General features: G+C 69.7%; 13 protein-coding genes. 7 read left to right on the plus strand and 6 right to left on the minus strand.

What is annotated here, in order from left to right:
* Positions 1-72 precede the first annotated feature (72 nt).
* Genes ACZ6BB_RS09590 through ACZ6BB_RS09600 form a run of 3 tightly spaced genes read left to right on the plus strand, consistent with a single transcriptional unit; the run spans position 73 to position 3,243 of the window.
* Complete coding sequence (locus ACZ6BB_RS09590; protein ID WP_471614749.1) at positions 73-1,482, plus strand: extracellular solute-binding protein; 1,410 nt, start codon at positions 73-75, stop codon at positions 1,480-1,482.
* A 10-nt stretch (positions 1,483-1,492) separates the two neighbouring features.
* On the plus strand, positions 1,493-2,386 hold the full coding sequence (locus ACZ6BB_RS09595; RefSeq protein WP_471614750.1) for a carbohydrate ABC transporter permease: 894 nt from the start codon (positions 1,493-1,495) through the stop codon (positions 2,384-2,386).
* A gap of 14 nt (positions 2,387-2,400) precedes the next feature.
* The gene (locus ACZ6BB_RS09600; RefSeq protein ID WP_471614751.1) at positions 2,401-3,243 is read left to right on the plus strand and encodes a carbohydrate ABC transporter permease; all 843 of its coding nucleotides are present in this window, start codon (positions 2,401-2,403) and stop codon (positions 3,241-3,243) included.
* Positions 3,244-3,316: 73 nt separating this feature from the next.
* Here the strand turns inward: ACZ6BB_RS09600 and ACZ6BB_RS09605 are convergent, their stop codons facing one another.
* Complete coding sequence (locus tag ACZ6BB_RS09605; protein WP_471614752.1) at positions 3,317-3,766, minus strand: PPOX class F420-dependent oxidoreductase; 450 nt, start codon at positions 3,764-3,766, stop codon at positions 3,317-3,319.
* Positions 3,767-3,910: 144 nt separating this feature from the next.
* Here ACZ6BB_RS09605 and ACZ6BB_RS09610 point away from each other — a divergent pair, with 144 nt between their 5' ends.
* On the plus strand, positions 3,911-4,684 hold the full coding sequence (locus ACZ6BB_RS09610; RefSeq protein ID WP_471614753.1) for a helix-turn-helix domain-containing protein: 774 nt from the start codon (positions 3,911-3,913) through the stop codon (positions 4,682-4,684).
* 31 nt (positions 4,685-4,715) lie between these two features.
* Here the strand turns inward: ACZ6BB_RS09610 and ACZ6BB_RS09615 are convergent, their stop codons facing one another.
* The gene (locus ACZ6BB_RS09615; protein WP_471614754.1) at positions 4,716-5,741 is read right to left on the minus strand and encodes an ATP-dependent 6-phosphofructokinase; all 1,026 of its coding nucleotides are present in this window, start codon (positions 5,739-5,741) and stop codon (positions 4,716-4,718) included.
* A 278-nt stretch (positions 5,742-6,019) separates the two neighbouring features.
* Between ACZ6BB_RS09615 and pta the strand changes: the two genes are divergently transcribed.
* The 3 genes from pta (at position 6,020) to pyk (ending at position 10,911) form a co-directional block, all read left to right on the plus strand.
* Positions 6,020-8,122 carry a phosphate acetyltransferase gene (gene pta, locus ACZ6BB_RS09620; protein WP_471614755.1) on the plus strand — a complete coding sequence of 701 codons (2,103 nt, stop codon included), beginning with the start codon at positions 6,020-6,022 and terminating at the stop codon, positions 8,120-8,122.
* A gap of 20 nt (positions 8,123-8,142) precedes the next feature.
* A complete protein-coding gene (locus ACZ6BB_RS09625) occupies positions 8,143-9,399 on the plus strand; it encodes an acetate kinase (protein ID WP_471614756.1) in 1,257 nt (418 codons plus the stop codon).
* Positions 9,400-9,480: 81 nt separating this feature from the next.
* A complete protein-coding gene (pyk, locus tag ACZ6BB_RS09630; protein ID WP_471614757.1) occupies positions 9,481-10,911 on the plus strand; it encodes a pyruvate kinase in 1,431 nt (476 codons plus the stop codon).
* Between the two features lie 122 nt (positions 10,912-11,033).
* Here the strand turns inward: pyk and ACZ6BB_RS09635 are convergent, their stop codons facing one another.
* The 4 genes from ACZ6BB_RS09635 to ACZ6BB_RS09650 all read right to left on the minus strand — a co-directional run bounded on the left by ACZ6BB_RS09635 (position 11,034) and on the right by ACZ6BB_RS09650 (position 15,508).
* The gene (locus tag ACZ6BB_RS09635; RefSeq protein WP_471614758.1) at positions 11,034-12,434 is read right to left on the minus strand and encodes a hypothetical protein; all 1,401 of its coding nucleotides are present in this window, start codon (positions 12,432-12,434) and stop codon (positions 11,034-11,036) included.
* The gene (locus ACZ6BB_RS09640; protein ID WP_471614759.1) at positions 12,424-13,047 is read right to left on the minus strand and encodes a DUF6114 domain-containing protein; all 624 of its coding nucleotides are present in this window, start codon (positions 13,045-13,047) and stop codon (positions 12,424-12,426) included. Before ACZ6BB_RS09640 ends, ACZ6BB_RS09635 begins: the two co-directional genes overlap by 11 nt.
* A 160-nt stretch (positions 13,048-13,207) precedes the next feature.
* Positions 13,208-13,843: a DUF6230 family protein gene (locus ACZ6BB_RS09645; protein WP_471614760.1), complete on the minus strand. Its 636-nt coding sequence runs from the start codon at positions 13,841-13,843 to the stop codon at positions 13,208-13,210.
* Between the two features lie 687 nt (positions 13,844-14,530).
* Positions 14,531-15,508, minus strand: a complete 978-nt coding sequence (locus ACZ6BB_RS09650; RefSeq protein ID WP_471614761.1) for a tetratricopeptide repeat protein — start codon at positions 15,506-15,508, stop codon at positions 14,531-14,533.
* Between the last annotated feature and the right edge of the window lie 126 nt (positions 15,509-15,634).

Genomic DNA, 15,634 nt, shown 5'->3' on the forward strand with positions numbered 1-15,634 from the left:
CCTGACTAGACCATTCCTCGTACGGTCACCGGGCACCCACCCAGGCCACAACGACGTAGCCAGCAGGAGGTCGTGCCCGTGCGCCCCACCGCACCCCGCCCCCACCGGTCCCCCCTCCGTCTCCTCCTCACCGCGGCCCTGGCGATCACCGCGCCCGGCGTCCTCACGGCCTGCGGCAGCGGTTCCGGCAGCGACCCGGACACCGTGGAGGTCTCCTACAAACAGTCCACGGACAACCAGGTCCGGGTGATGGACACCTTCCTCGCCGACGTCAGGAAACAGTTCGAGAAGGCGAATCCGGGCAAGAAGGTGAAGCTCGTCCCGATCAAGGCCCCGGACTCGGAGTACTACACCAAGGTCCAGCAGATGCTGCGCTCGCCGAAGACGGCACCGGACCTGGTCTACGAGGACACGTTCCTCATCAACTCGGACATCACCAGCGGTTATCTGAAACCGCTCGACGACTATCTGGCGGACTGGCCGGACTGGGACCAGTTCATCGACACGGCCAGGACCGCGGCGAAGGCCGAGGACGGCAAGACGTACGGCATTCCGGACGGCACGGACACCCGTGGCCTGTGGTTCGACAAGACGATCTTCAAAAAGGCGGGCCTGCCCGCCGACTGGCAGCCGAGGAACTGGGCCGAGATCCTCACAGCGGCCCGCACGATCAAGGACAAGGTCCCCGGCGTCGTCCCCCTGAACGTCTACACGGGCAAACCCGCCGGTGAAGCCGCCACCATGCAGGGCTTCGAGATGCTCCTCTACGGCACGGACGGCGCCACGACCGGTGGCGCGGACCCGCTGTACGACGGGAAGTCGAAGAAGTGGAAGGCCGGCACACGGGGCTTCCGGGACGCCCTCGCCTTCGTGGAGACGGTCTACCGGGAGAAGCTCGGCCCGGAGGTCTCCGACGCCCTCGACCCCAACATCGCGACCCGCGTCCGCGGCGAACTCCTCCCCGAGGGCAGGCTCGGCATCAACCTCGACGGCTCCTGGCTCCCCCAGGACTGGCTGCCCGGCAGCGGCCACGCCTGGCCCCAGTGGTCGCAAAAGCTCGGCCTCGCCCACATGCCCACGCAGAACGGCCGGGCCCCCGGCAAGGTGAGCATGTCCGGCGGCTGGACCTGGGCGATCCCCGCCAAGGCCGGGAACCCCGACCTCGCCTTCGAGTTCGTCAAGACGATGCAGTCGAAGGCGAACGCCCGGAAGTGGTACATCGCCAACTCGGGGATCGCGGTCCGCAAGGACGTCGCCGAGGACCCGGCGTACGCGAAGGCCCAGCCCGGCATCGAGTTCTTCACCGACCTGGTGTCGAGCACGCACTACCGCCCGGCCTACCCGGCGTATCCCAAGGTCTCCGCGGCCATCCAGGAGGCGATGGAGTCCGTGACGACGGGCGACGCGACCGTGTCCGAGGCGGCCGAGAACTACGACGAGGAACTGCGCAGGGCCACGGACGACCAGGTGATCGAGGAATGAGCCCCCGCGCATGAAGGGGCAGGCCGTGGAGGGAGCGCCCCGTCCCGCGGTCCGGGCGCTCTCCCGAGCCCTCCCCCTCGCCCCCGCGACCGTCCTCCTCGTCCTCTTCCTCGCCGGCCCCATCGCCTACTGCGCCTACATCGCCTTCACCGACCTCCAGCTCACCGGCCAGGCCGAGGACTCCTTCGTCGGCTTCGAGAACTTCCGGACGGCGTTCGGCGACGAGGCGTTCCTGAACGCGGTCCGGCTCACCCTGGTCTTCACGGTGGTCTCGGCCCTGCTCGGCCAGAACACCCTCGGCCTGGCCCTGGCCGCCCTGATGCGGCGCGCCTCGAAACCCGTCCGCACCCTGGTCGGCGGCATCGTCGTCACGGCCTGGGTGCTCCCGGAGGTGGTGGCCGGCTTCCTGCTCTACGCCTTCTTCCGCCGCGAGGGGACGCTGAACGCCCTGCTGGACCGGCTCCACCTCCCGCCCCAGAACTGGCTCTACACCCTCCCGATCCTGGCGGTGTCCTTCGCGAACGTGTGGCGGGGCACGGCCTTCTCCATGCTCGTCTACTCGGCGGCCCTGAACGAGATCCCGAAGGAGATCACCGAGGCGGCGGAGGTGGACGGCGCCGGCGGCTGGCGCCGGATGTGGCACATCACGCTCCCGATGATCCGCCGCTCGATCGCCACGAACCTGATGCTCATCACGCTGCAGACGTTGTCGGTCTTCGGCCTGATCTGGGTGATGACGAGAGGCGGCCCGGGGGGAAAGAGCCAGACGCTCCCTCTCTTCATGTACGAGGAGGCGTTCCAGAAGAGCATGATCGGCTACGGCACGGCCGTGGCGCTCCTGCTGCTGGTGGTGGGTTCGCTGTTCTCGGTGATCTATCTGCGGCTGCTGCGGACGGAGGTGTGAGGGTGGTGGCCCCGATGCACCGGACTCCCGTCTCCCGCCGTGCCCTTCGCCACCGCCTGGCCGCCGACGCCGGCCTCCTCGCCGTCGCCGCGGCCTTCGTGCTCCCGCTGGCCTGGGTGATCCTCTCGTCCGTGGATCCGCGGGCGGACCTGACGGTGAGGATCCCGGACGGAGTGACTCTCGACAACTTCGACGCCGTCCTGACCCCGGAGATCACCTTCACACCGCTGCTCAACAGTCTGCTGCTGTGCGGCGGCGGCACGGCGCTGACGGTGGTGTGCGCGGCGCTGGCGGCCTACCCGCTCTCCCGCTTCCGCTCCCGCCTGAACCGTCCCTTCCTCCTGACGATCCTGTTCGCGACGAGCCTGCCGATCACGGCGATCATGGTCCCGGTGTACGCGCTGTTCGTCCAGGTGAACCTGATCGACACCATGCAGGGCACGATCTTCTTCTTCGCGGCGTCCCAACTGCCGTTCGCCATCTGGCTGATGAAGAACTTCATGGACGGCGTGCCGAAGGAGCTGGAGGAGGCGGCGTGGACGGACGGCGCGTCGTCGTTCCAGTCCCTGCTGCGGGTGGTGCTCCCGCTGATGGGGCCGGGCGTCGCCGTGGTGACCGTCTTCTCGTTCGTGATGATGTGGGGGAACTTCTTCGTCCCGTTCATGCTGCTGCTCACCCCGGAACAGATGCCGGCGGCCGTCGGCATCAACGAGTTCTTCGGGAATCGGGGGACGGTGGTCTACGGGCAGTTGGCGGCGTTCTCGGTGATCTACTCGACGCCGGTGATCCTGCTGTACGTGGGCGTGGCCGGGCGGCTGGGCGGCGGGTTCGCGCTGGGCGGGGCGGTCAAGGGGTGAGGGGCCGAGGCGCGTGGGCGAGGCGGTGGGGCCCGGCCGGCTTCCACGGCCGGCCGGCCCGCTTCCTCGTCCCTCACCCCTGCGGCAGCACCCCCGCACGGAACGGCTCCACGCCCACCACCCGCCGCACCCGCACCGGCTCGATCAGGATCATCAGGCGCCGTTCTCCGGGCAGCAGCCACGGATACCGCTCCTCCCCGAGGTACTTCTGGGTGAGCCGGTCCATGGCGCGCAGCGCTTCGTCGCCCTCCACGAACCGCGCCACCCGACCCCGGATCTCGGCCCGGTCGTAGGGGTTCCCGGTGTCGATGTGGGACAGGGAGACACGTGGGTCGCGGCGCAGGTTCTCCTCCTTCACCCGCCCCACGGAGGTGTTGACCATGACGTATTCGGCGTCGCCCACGGCCTCGATGTCCACCCACATGGGTGATGTCTGAGGAGCCCCGTCCGGCCCGACCGTCGCCAAGTGCCAGAAGTTCGGCGCCAGTAGACGCTCGCGTATGTGTCCGTCCAGCTGTGTCATGCGGCCATCCCTACCCCCGTCGCCCTCGCCGAGGCCCCGGAAAGCGGGAGTCACGGACGCCGCACCCGCCGTAGGTTCCCACGATCCGTGATTGTGGCCGAACAGCCCGTAGTCACCACCCTCTCGCGGTCCTACGTTGTGGGCGTGCACCGACGCTCAGCCCATGAACCCGAACGGCCGCTTTCACAGCCGCACCCGGACCTCCGGACGACCGAAGCCCCCACCCCGCCCTTCAATGCCCCCGCCGCCCGCAGCCTCCGTATCGCCCTCGGCATGGGGCCCGAGCACGTCGCGTACGGCATGCGCTCCTCGTACGGGCTCCCCTATGTCACCCCCGACCTGGTCGCCGCCTGGGAACGCGGCGGCGTCCCGCCCACCGGCCCCGAACTCACCGCGCTCGCGGGTGTGTTGTGGTGTTCGACGGCCGAACTCATCGGCACGCCCCGGACCCTGCGCGAGCACCGGACGGCCCGGGGTCTCGCCGCCGAGGACATCGCCCGCGCGGCCGGGCTCGAACTCTCCGCGTATCTGCGGATGGAGGAGAGCGAGGAGTGGCGCGGCACGGACCGCCAGGCGGCCGCCCTCGGGGTCGCGCTCGACCTCACGATCCCCGAACTCGTCATCGCCACGGGGCGCGAGGCCCGCCTCAGGGAACTCCTCCACGCCGCGGTGACCACCCGCTGGCAGGCGCACGTGCGGCCGGCCGTCAAGCTGCTGTCCCTCGACCGGCACCTCGACCGGCACCTCCTGGAGGACGTCCTGCGGGAGATGCACACCGACTACCAGAACCTGATGACCGCCACCCTCACCTGGGCCAACGGCACCGCCGCCACCGACGCGGGCGACGCGGGCCGCGACTACCTGGACGGAATCATCGGCCATTTCTGGGCACTGGTCCGCAGAACCGCGGCCCACTGACCCGGCCGGGACGGTCGGCCGGTCGGCCGGTCTAGAACACCGACTCCGCCTCGTCCATCCGGTCCTTCGGCACCCTCTTCAGCTCGGTCACCGCCTCCGCCAGCGGCACCATGACCACGTCGGTGCCGCGCAGCGCGGTCATCCGGCCGTAGTCGGCGCGGTGCGCGGCCTCGACCGCGTGCCAGCCGAAGCGCGTGGCGAGCACCCTGTCGTACGCGGTCGGGGTGCCGCCCCGCTGGATGTGGCCGAGGATGACGGGCTTGGCCTCCTTGCCGAGGCGCCGCTCCAGCTCGTACGCCAGCGCGGCGCCGATGCCCTGGAAGCGCTCGTGGCCGAACTGGTCGATCGCGCCGTGGCCGTAGTCCATCGAGCCCTCGGCGGGGTGGGCGCCCTCGGCGACACAGATGACCGCGAACTTCTTGCCGCGCGCGAAGCGCTCCTCGACCATCTTCACCAGGTCGGCCGGGTCGAATGCGCGCTCGGGCAGGCAGATGCCGTGCGCACCCGCCGCCATCCCCGACTCCAGCGCGATCCAGCCCGCGTGCCGGCCCATGACCTCGACCACCATCACACGCTGGTGGGACTCGGCGGTCGTCTTCAGGCGGTCCATCGCCTCCGTGGCGACCCCGACCGCCGTGTCGAAGCCGAAGGTGCGGTCCGTCGAGGAGATGTCGTTGTCGATGGTCTTCGGGACGCCGACCACCGGCAGGCCCGCGTCCGACAGCATCCGCGCGGCCGTCAGCGTGCCCTCGCCGCCGATCGGAATCAGTACGTCGATACCGAACCGGTGGGCCATGTCCTGCGCGTTCTCGCAGGCCTCGCGGAGGCGGTCGCGCTGGAGGCGGGAGGAGCCGAGGATGGTGCCGCCGCGGGCGAGGATGCCGCTGACGGACTCCAGGTCGAGGCTGCGGTACCGGCCGTCGAGCAGACCGGCGTAGCCGTCCTCGAAGCCGATGACCTCGTCGCCGTACTGGGCGACCGCTCGGTGCACGACCGACCGGATCACTGCGTTCAGGCCCGGACAGTCGCCGCCTGCGGTGAGAACTCCGATACGCATCGTGCTGGGTCTCCTGATCGTCCTGATCGTCCTGCTCGGTACTGGTACTGATGAGCCAGTCCGATTGTTTCACGGCAACCAGGGGGGCGCCGCGCCCGTCCGCCCCCGCCCGGCACCCTCGTGGGGGCCCCTCCGGGCTGATGGGCGCCTTATCCATGGTCAGGGGTATTGTCAAGAGGGTTTCCGTCCGCCACGGCGGTGATTTTCACCCCTGCCGACCGAACCCCCGCCAACCGCACCACACGTCCTACACGTCCCACATGAAACGGAGAGCACACGTGACGCGCAGCGTGTACGTGACCGGGATCGACCGCGGCGACGGCCGCCAGGTCGTGGAGCTGGGGGTGATGGAGCTTCTGACCCGCCAGGTCGACCGGGTGGGGGTGTTCCGGCCGCTGCTGCACCACGGGCCGGACCGTCTCTTCGATCTGCTGCGCGCACGGTACCGGCTCACCCAGGACCCGGCGACCGTGTACGGCATGGACTACCACGAGGCGTCCACGCTCCAGGCCCAGCACGGCACGGACGAGCTGGTGTCGGCGCTCGTCGACCGGTTCCACGCCGTCGCGCGCGACTTCGACGTCGTCCTCGTCCTCGGTACCGACTTCGCCGACACCCAGTTCCCGGACGAGCTCTCCCTCAACGCCCGGCTCGCCAACGAGTTCGGCGCCTCCGTCATCCCCGTCGTCGGCGGCCGCAAGCAGACGGCCGAGTCCGTGGCCGCCGAGACCCACAACGCGTTCCGCGCGTACGACGGCCTCGGCTGCGACGTGCTCGCCATGGTCGTCAACCGGGTCGCACCCGCCGACCGCGACGACATAGCCGAGCGGCTCGGGGACTCCCGGCTGCCGCTCCCGGCGCCCTGTTACGTCCTGCCCGACGAGCCGGCGCTCTCCGCGCCCACCGTCGCCCAGATCACCCACGCCCTCGGCGGCAAGGTGCTCCTCGGCGACGACGCGGGCCTCGCCCGCGACGCGCTGAACTTCGTCTTCGGCGGGGCCATGCTGCCCAACTTCCTCAACGCCCTGACCCCGGGCTGTCTGGTCGTCACCCCAGGTGACCGCGCGGACCTGGTCGTCGGCGCGCTCGCCGCCCACAGTGCCGGCACCCCGCCGATCGCCGGAGTGCTGCTCACCCTGAACGAGCGGCCCAGCGAAGAGGTCCTGACCCTCGCCGCACGTCTCGCGCCCGGCACCCCCGTGGTCGCCGTCGAGACGGGTTCCTTCCTCACCGCCTCCGAACTCTTCTCCATGGAGGGCAAGTTGAGCGCGGCGACCCCGCGCAAGGCGGAGACCGCGCTCGGCCTGTTCGAGCGGTACGTCGACACCGCCCAGCTGCGGGGCAGGGTCTCCGCGCCGAGCAGTGACCGTGTCACGCCGATGATGTTCGAGCACACCCTCCTCGAACAGGCCCGCTCCTACAAGCGCCGTGTCGTGCTGCCCGAGGGCACCGAGGAGCGCGTGCTGCACGCCGCCGAGGTGCTGCTGCGGCGCGGTGTCTGCGACCTCACCCTGCTCGGCCCCGTCGAGCAGATCCGCAAGAAGGCCGCCGACCTGGGCATCGACCTGGGCGACAGCCAGCTGGTGGACCCGGCGACCTCCACGTGGCGGGACATGTTCGCCGAGAAGTACGCCCAGTTCCGCGCCCACAAGAACATCAGCGTCGAGCTGGCGTACGACGTGGTGTCCGATGTGAACTACTTCGGCACGCTCATGGTCCAGGAGGGGCTCGCCGACGGCATGGTGTCGGGGTCCGTGCACTCCACCGCCGCCACCATCAGGCCCGCCTTCGAGATCATCAAGACCCGGCCGGACGCGGACATCGTCTCGTCCGTCTTCTTCATGTGCCTCGCCGACAAGGTGCTGGTCTACGGGGACTGCGCGGTCAACCCGGACCCGGACGCCGAGCAGCTCGCCGACATCGCCGTCCAGTCGGCCGCCACCGCACGGCAGTTCGGGGTCGACCCGCGGATCGCGATGCTGTCGTACTCCACGGGGACCTCCGGCTCGGGCGCCGACGTCGACAAGGTGCGCCGGGCCACCGAGCTGGTGCGCGCGCGGCGGCCCGATCTGCTGATCGAGGGGCCGATCCAGTACGACGCCGCCGTGGAGCCGAGTGTCGCGGCGACGAAGCTGCCGGACTCCGAGGTCGCGGGCCAGGCGACGGTGCTGGTCTTCCCGGACCTCAACACCGGCAACAACACCTACAAGGCCGTACAGCGGTCGGCGGGCGCGCTCGCGGTGGGGCCGGTGCTGCAGGGGCTGCGCAAGCCGGTCAACGACCTGTCCCGGGGAGCGCTCGTCCAGGACATCGTCACCACGGTCGCCATCACGGCGATCCAGGCCCAGACCTCCGCCGCCCTCGGCGACCCCGGCAAGTGAACCCCGTCAGGAAGCAGACCGTGACCGCCACCCGCGTACTCGTCCTCAACTCCGGCTCCTCGTCGGTGAAGTACCAGCTGCTCGACATGCGCGACCGTGCCCGGCTGGCCGTCGGGCTGGTCGAGCGGATCGGTGAGGAGAACTCCCGGCTGAAGCACACCCCGTTCACCGCCGGCGGCACCTCCCGCGAGCGCACCGGCCCGATCGCCGACCACGAGGCCGCTCTGAAGGCCGTCGCCGAGGAACTGGCGGCGGACGGGCTCGGCCTCGACTCCCCCGAACTGGCCGCCATAGGTCACCGTGTCGTGCACGGCGGGCAGAGCTTCACGCAGCCGACCGTCGTCGACGACACCGTGCTCGCCGAGATCGAGCGCCTGATCCCGGTGGCACCGCTGCACAACCCGGCCAACCTCACCGGCATCCGCACCGCGCGGGCACTGCGCCCCGACCTCCCGCAGGTCGCCGTCTTCGACACCGCGTTCCACACGACGATGCCGGAGTCCGCCGCCCGCTACGCGATCGACGTGGAGACCGCCGACGCGCACCGCATCCGGCGCTACGGCTTCCACGGCACCTCGCACGCCTACGTCTCCCGGGCGACGGCCCAACTGCTGGGCAGGGCACCCGAGGACGTCAACGTGATCGTCCTGCATCTCGGCAACGGGGCGTCCGCCTCGGCGGTCCGGGGCGGGCGGTGCGTGGACACCTCCATGGGGCTCACCCCCTTGGAGGGACTCGTGATGGGTACACGGTCCGGAGACCTGGACCCGGCCGTCATCTTTCATTTGATGCGCGTTGGCGAAATGTCCACGGACGAGATCGACACTCTCCTCAACAAGAAGAGCGGTCTGATCGGACTGTGCGGCGACAACGACATGCGGGAAATACGCCGCCGCGTCGACGAGGGCGACGAGCGGGCGAAGCTGGCCTTCGACATCTACATTCACCGGCTGAAGAAGTACATCGGGGCCTACTGCGCGGTGCTCGGCCGGGTGGACGCGGTCGTCTTCACCGCGGGTGTCGGCGAGAACGCGGCGCCCGTGCGGGAGGCCGCCGTGGCGGGCCTGGAGGGGCTGGGCCTCGCGGTCGACGGCGAACTGAACGCCGTACGCAGCGGTGAGCCCCGGCTGATCTCGCCGGCCGGTGCGCGGGTCGCGGTCGCGGTGGTGCCGACGGACGAGGAACTGGAGATCGCGGCACAAACGTATGCCCTGGTCGCCAAACGAGCGAAGAGGACGCGAGTGAGCGAAGAACAGCCGAGTAATACACGCCGGTAACACGCCTGAGCGCATAGCCGCACATTTGCTATTCCATCAGACGGAATATTCCGCAGCGAAACAAACCGATAGGATCGTCCCATGCGCCGTTCGAAAATCGTCTGTACTCTCGGCCCCGCGGTCGACTCCCACGAGCAACTGGTCGCCCTCATCGAGGCCGGCATGAACGTGGCCCGTTTCAATTTCAGCCACGGCAGTCACGCCGAGCACCAGGGCCGCTACGACCGGGTCCGGGCCGCCTCCGCCGAGACCGGTGTGGCCATCGGTGTCCTCGCCGACCTCCAGGGCCCGAAGATCCGTCTGGAGACCTTCGCCGAGGGCCCGGTGGAGCTGGTGCGCGGTGACGAGTTCACCATCACCGCCGAGGACGTGCCGGGCGACAAGCAGATCTGCGGTACGACGTACAAGGGCCTGCCCGGTGACGTCGCCCCCGGCGACCAGATCCTCATCAACGACGGCAACGTCGAGCTGAAGGTCATCGAGGTCGACGGCCCCCGGGTGCGGACCGAGGTCATCGAGGGCGGTGTCATCTCCGACCACAAGGGCATCAACCTGCCCGGCGCGGCCGTCAACGTGCCCGCGCTGTCCGAGAAGGACGTCGAGGACCTGCGGTTCGCGCTGCGGATGGGCTGCGACCTGGTGGCGCTGTCCTTCGTGCGGGACGCGAGCGACGTGCGGGACGTCCACAAGGTGATGGACGAGGTGGGCCGCCGGGTCCCCGTCATCGCCAAGGTGGAGAAGCCGCAGGCCGTCGAGAACATGGAGGACGTCGTGATGGCGTTCGACGGCGTGATGGTCGCCCGTGGCGACCTGGCCGTCGAGTACCCGCTCGAGAAGGTCCCCATGGTGCAGAAGCGGCTCATCGAGCTGTGCCGCCGCAACGCCAAGCCGGTGATCGTGGCGACCCAGATGATGGAGTCGATGATCACCAACTCCCGCCCCACGCGCGCCGAGGCGTCCGACGTCGCCAACGCGATCCTGGACGGCGCGGACGCGGTCATGCTGTCGGCGGAGTCCAGTGTGGGCGCGTACCCGCTGGAGACGGTCCGCACGATGTCGAAGATCGTGACGGCCGCCGAGCAGGAGCTGCTCTCCAAGGGCCTGCAGCCGCTGGTGCCGGGCAAGAAGCCGCGTACGCAGGGTGGTTCGATCGCCCGTGCCGCCTGCGAGATCGCCGACTTCCTCGGCGGCCGGGCCCTGGTGGCCTTCACGCAGTCCGGTGACACCGCCCGCCGGCTCTCGCGCTACCGCGCCTCCCAGCCGATCGTCGCGTTCACCACCGACGAGTCCACCCGCAACCAGCTGGCGCTCAGCTGGGGTGTCGAGTCGCACGTCGTGCCGTTCGTGAACAGCACCGACGAGATGGTCGACCTGGTGGACCAGGAGATGGTCAAGCTCAAGCGCTTCCAGGAGGGCGACATCGCGGTCATCACCGCCGGCTCGCCCCCCGGCGTCCCGGGCACCACGAACATGGTCCGGGTGCACCACCTGGGCGGCGGCGCCCGCGACTGACGCGGCCGACGGTCGTCCCGAACGCGCCGAGGGCGCCCCCTGGGAACAGGGGGCGCCCTCGGTCTGTGCGGCTCCCGGAAGGGTCCTGTGCGGCGCTCAGCGGGCCGCGGGAGGGGCGGAGTTCACTTGGTGGTGAACTGGTGCAGCCCCGGCACGGTGAGCGTCCCGCCGAACTGGCCCGCCTGGACGACCTTCACCTTGGTGAAGTAGATCAGCGGGATGTTCAGCGGCGGCGGGTGCTTCGGGTCGAAGGTCACCGGGATCAGACCGAGCAGGTTGCCGGAGATGCTCTCGGTGTACATGACCGTCTTGCCGTCGCGGATCGTGGACGTCGTGCCCTTGCCGGCCTGCACGTGGTAGGTCACGCCGGCCTGCTTGTCGTCGACGGTCTGGTGGAGGTCGCCGATGTCGGTGCCGCCGGAGACGACGTACTTCAGCACCTCCTTGACCTTGCCGTCGGCCGTCCTCACCTTGACGATGCCCTGGTAGTCGGCGCCCTTCAGCGTCAGCGAGCTGGCGTTCAGGTACCAGGGCTCGGAGGGCAGCGCGGGGATGCCCTGCTCCACGCCGCTCTCGTCGTCCGTGGCGACGAAGCAGTCGTCGAGGTCCGTGCTCTCGCTCGGGGACGGGCTCGGCGTCGCCTCGGCGTCGTCGGCGGTGTCCTTCGCCGTGTCCTCGGCGTCGGTGGCCTTGTCGTCGGTCTTGTCGTCGGCGGTACCGGTGACGTCCTTGGCGGAGTCCTCGACCTTGTCGGTGACGTCGACGGAACCCTTGCCGTCCTTGCCTGAGTCCGAGCCGGAGTCCTCGTCCTCGTCCGTGCCGCTCTCCACCGCCGAGGGCGACGGGGACGGGCTGGTGGACGTGGACGGGGTGTCGCTCCCCTGCTCCTTGTCGTCCGGCGTGAACAGGTCCTCGAGCGCGCTGCCGAGGTCCTCCAGCACGTTGCCGCCGCTGTCGCTCTCCGAGGCGGTGTCCGACGACGTGTCCGCGGTCGCCTTGTCGGAGGCCGCCTTGTCGGAGGTGTCGGTCGACGCGGAGCCGCCCGTCGTGTCCTTGTCGTCGGAACCTGAATCCGGCGAAGAGGAGTTGTCCGAGGACGTGTCGTCGGAGGCGGAGCCGTCCGAGGCGTCGTCGCCCGCGGGCTTGTCCTCGCCCTTCGGCTCGTCCTTCGTCTCGTCGTCCTTGGCGTCGTCCGAGGAGTCGGCGCTCTCCGTGGCGGAGGCGGACGGAGTCGGGGAGGCGGAGGTGTCCTCGCCTTCCTCGGCGGCCTCCAGGGCCGTCACGCAGTCCTTGTACTCGTCGGCCGTCAGGCTCTTGGACGCGGGGTCCTCGGCGAGGGCCAGCGTGGGTGTGAAGCCCATGCCCATGAGGACCGCCGTAGGCATGGCCGCCAGGGCTATCGCCTTGCCCGCCGGCATGTTCAGCCGGGTGAGAAGGGGCTTCTTGGGTGCCGCGTGCCGCGGTCCGGTTCTCGCACGGGACTCTCCCACCGAAGTCCCGTGGGTCACCTCGTCAGCCGGCACTGTGCCTCCCGTTCGTCCCGTTCGTGGGGGTGGTACCTGACAGGTCGTCGCCCTCGCCGTTCGACGCCCCGCTCATGGAACCCGCGGTCGCGGGCTCCGGGGCGTCGCCCTTGTGCAGGGGGACCGCACCTTGCTGTGCCGTGTTCCCGGCCGCCGTGTCCTGGGGAGCCGCGGCCTGTGCCGGGGTCCGGTAGGTGGACGGCACCGGCGCCTCGTCGTGACCGGGCGCCCAGGCGATGGCCAGCGCACCGCCGATCAGGGCGAGCAGGAAGCCGAAGCCGAAGCCTCCGAGGTTGGAGACGGGGATGGACACGAGCGCCAGGAGGATCGCCGCCGTACCGGCGAAGGTGCGGACGTGCCGCTGGAACCAGAGGCTGACCCCGAGCACCACCAGCAGCACGCCGATGATGAGGGAGCCCGAGCCGCCGGTCGTCGCCATGGCGAGCGTGAGGTGGCCGAGCTGCAGGTTCGCGTACGGGAAGTACATGATCGGGAAGCCGCTGAGCAGTACCAACAGGCCCGCCCAGAAGGGACGACTGCCCCTCCAGTCGCGGAAGCGCCGCCGGAGGACGCGGAGATAGTCTTCGTTCTGCCCCGTTGACTCGGCGCTCATGGACAACAGCTCCCTGGAACAGTGTTGCTGTGACAAGTTCACGTACGCCGAAGCGCGCGTACGGAATTCACGTACGGAATGCGCGTGCGCGGCGGAGCGCACGGCGGGAGGGACGGGCGGGCGAAGAAGCGAGAGGCCCCCTCACCCGCCCAGGGAGTGCCTAGTAGCACTCCACCGTGCCCTTGTGGAGCGACATCTTCAGGTTGCTCAGCTTGAAGGTTCCGGCAGTGGTGGCCCACGCCGTCTGCTTCACGTCGGTCAGCGTGGCCGAGTCGGCCTGCTGGGCGAACCCGTAGGGGTTGGCCTGCTCCGAGCCACCCTTCATGCCAGGACCCTTTTTGGCGTCCTTGGCCGCCACACCGATGTCGATGCCGCGGAAGACGGCATCCGCCGAGAGGTCCTCGACGTCGATGTAGAGGTTCTCGGCCTCGACCTTCTTGCCGCCCGTACCGGCGGTCAGCTTGAGGCTGACGCTACCGAGCAACGGGACGCCCGGGGTGACGACCGACTGGCACATGTTGGTGATCGACGCGGACTTGAACGCCGAAACGGCGACGGGGTGAACCGTCTTCTCGCCCTTGAGGGTGTAGCCCTCGTCGAGCGCTCCGTACTGCGAGAAGCCCGTACCGTCGAGCTGGTCAGCCGTCACCTTGAACGACTGGCCCGACACACTGAACGACGCTGCAAGAGCACCCTGCGCGAGGGCGACACCTATCGCTGCCGTGGCGGCGACGCTGGGCACCATGACCACAGCGAACCGCTTCCATCTGGTCCCGCCACGCACCTGGGACTCCATATTTCCTCCTTCTCGGACGTACATCTCCTGACACCGGCTCGCCCCCATGGGTGGCGGCTCAGCCAGGCAGGGATGGGAGAAGTGCTACGTCCTCGGGAAGGAGAGCGCCTGCGCTCGGCGGCGCGAAAAGCGCCCGAACTCACCGGCGATCACCCCCGAGCGACAACCACTGGTCGCGCCTGACACGCATCACGCACAACCTGCTGGACAGGCTCCACCGTCGGGCGGAGACCCCCCTGTCCAAGAGCAGGCGCCACTGTCGCCCGCTCTACTCGGTGGGGACCCAGAAAACCCGTTGACCCGACTGGTTGGCGGGGTACGGGGAAGGACCGAGCGTCGCCGATCGTGGTGCATTCTCGCCGCCCCCGCAAGGGGGGTCGTTACTGGCTAGTAACGGACGGATAACCGAACAACGACCCATCGGCATCGACCAGCGACCCTGGGTGGCGCCGAGTGAGGCGACACAATGGTTGACAGATGGACAGAGCCCGACAGATCGACGAGATTCTCTTACTGCCAGTAACAGCGGCCGCGTTTACCAAGATTTGGTAAAACGCGGCCGCGGTGTCGCCGTATCGCCAAATCGCGCACTCGCGCACCACCCGTCCCGGCATTCCGGGACCGAGCGGCTCCGGCCCCCCGCCCGGCACGGCCGGCGCCCGGCCGGGGCGGGGGTTCAACAGTGGGTCAGAACAGCGCCCGCGCCAGCGCGCGCCGCGCCGCGGCCACCCGCGGGTCGTCGCCGCCGACCACCTCGAAGAGTTCCAGCAGCCGCGTCCGTACGGCGTCCCGCTCGTCCCCCGCCGTGACCCGCACGGTGTCGATGAGCCGGCCGAACGCGTCCTCCACGTGCCCGCCGACGAGGTCGAGGTCCGCCGCGGCGATCTGCGCCTGCGCGTCGCCCGGGTTCTCGGCGGCCGCCTTGCGCACGTCCTGCGGATCGGCCCCCTGCACGCGCCGCAGCAACTCGGCCTGCGCGAGGCCCAGTTTGGCCTCCGTGTTGCCCGGGTCGTCGCTCAGCACGTTCTTGTACGCCTGCACCGCGCCGCCGAAGTCGCCCGCGTCCAGGGCCTGTACGGCGGCTTCGAGCAGGTGGTCGTAGGGGCCGGCCGGGACCTGCGGGGCCGACTCGACGGGGGCGTCGACCTCGGCGTCGGGGTCCACCACGAGGCCGGTGAGCCCGAAGCGCTGCTCGGCGACCTGCACGAGCTGGTCGAGGGTCTCGCGGATCTGCTGCTCGGGGGCGGCCCCCTGGAAGAGGGGCAGCGCCTGCCCGGCGACTACGGCGAACACGGCCGGGATCCCCTGGATCCCGAACTGCTGCATCAACATCTGGTTGGCGTCGACGTCGATCTTGGCGAGGACGAACTTGCCGGCGTACTCGACGGCCAGCCGCTCCAGCACCGGGCTGAGCTGCTTGCAGGGCTGGCACCACTCGGCCCAGAAGTCGATGACGACGGGCACTTGGGTGGACCGCTGCAGGACCTCGCTCTCGAACCCGGCCTCATCGACGTCGATGACCAGGTCCGCGGGGGAGACCGCTCCTCCCCCGCCCTGCCGTGCCGCTTCGGCGCGCGCCTGCTCCGCCTTCGCCTTGGCCTCCTGGGCCGCCTTCACCGCGGCGAGGTCGACGACTCCGCTCATGGACATGTTCCGTGGCTGCATGAGTACATCCTCCCCCTTCCGAGCACGCGGGTGAAAAGCGTCCCGAGAGCCGGGTGTCCATCACCGGCTTACGCTACGACTCGTAGCGTAACTGCCCCCGACCTCTCCCTGAACCCCTCACTACCC

It is taken from the genome of Streptomyces sp. NPDC041108 (assembly GCF_055592645.1).

Excerpts from the sequence above, each read along its gene's own strand:
- ACZ6BB_RS09645 (WP_471614760.1), bottom strand. The coding sequence starts at position 13,843 with ATGGAGTCCCAGGTGCGTGGCGGGACCAGATGGAAGCGGTTCGCTGTG.
- ACZ6BB_RS09600 (WP_471614751.1), top strand. The coding sequence starts at position 2,401 with ATGCACCGGACTCCCGTCTCCCGCCGTGCCCTTCGCCACCGCCTGGCC.
- pyk (WP_471614757.1), top strand. The coding sequence starts at position 9,481 with ATGCGCCGTTCGAAAATCGTCTGTACTCTCGGCCCCGCGGTCGACTCC.
- ACZ6BB_RS09595 (WP_471614750.1), top strand. The coding sequence starts at position 1,493 with ATGAAGGGGCAGGCCGTGGAGGGAGCGCCCCGTCCCGCGGTCCGGGCG.
- ACZ6BB_RS09650 (WP_471614761.1), bottom strand. The coding sequence starts at position 15,508 with ATGCAGCCACGGAACATGTCCATGAGCGGAGTCGTCGACCTCGCCGCG.
- ACZ6BB_RS09640 (WP_471614759.1), bottom strand. The coding sequence starts at position 13,047 with ATGAGCGCCGAGTCAACGGGGCAGAACGAAGACTATCTCCGCGTCCTC.
- ACZ6BB_RS09605 (WP_471614752.1), bottom strand. The coding sequence starts at position 3,766 with ATGACACAGCTGGACGGACACATACGCGAGCGTCTACTGGCGCCGAAC.
- ACZ6BB_RS09615 (WP_471614754.1), bottom strand. The coding sequence starts at position 5,741 with ATGCGTATCGGAGTTCTCACCGCAGGCGGCGACTGTCCGGGCCTGAAC.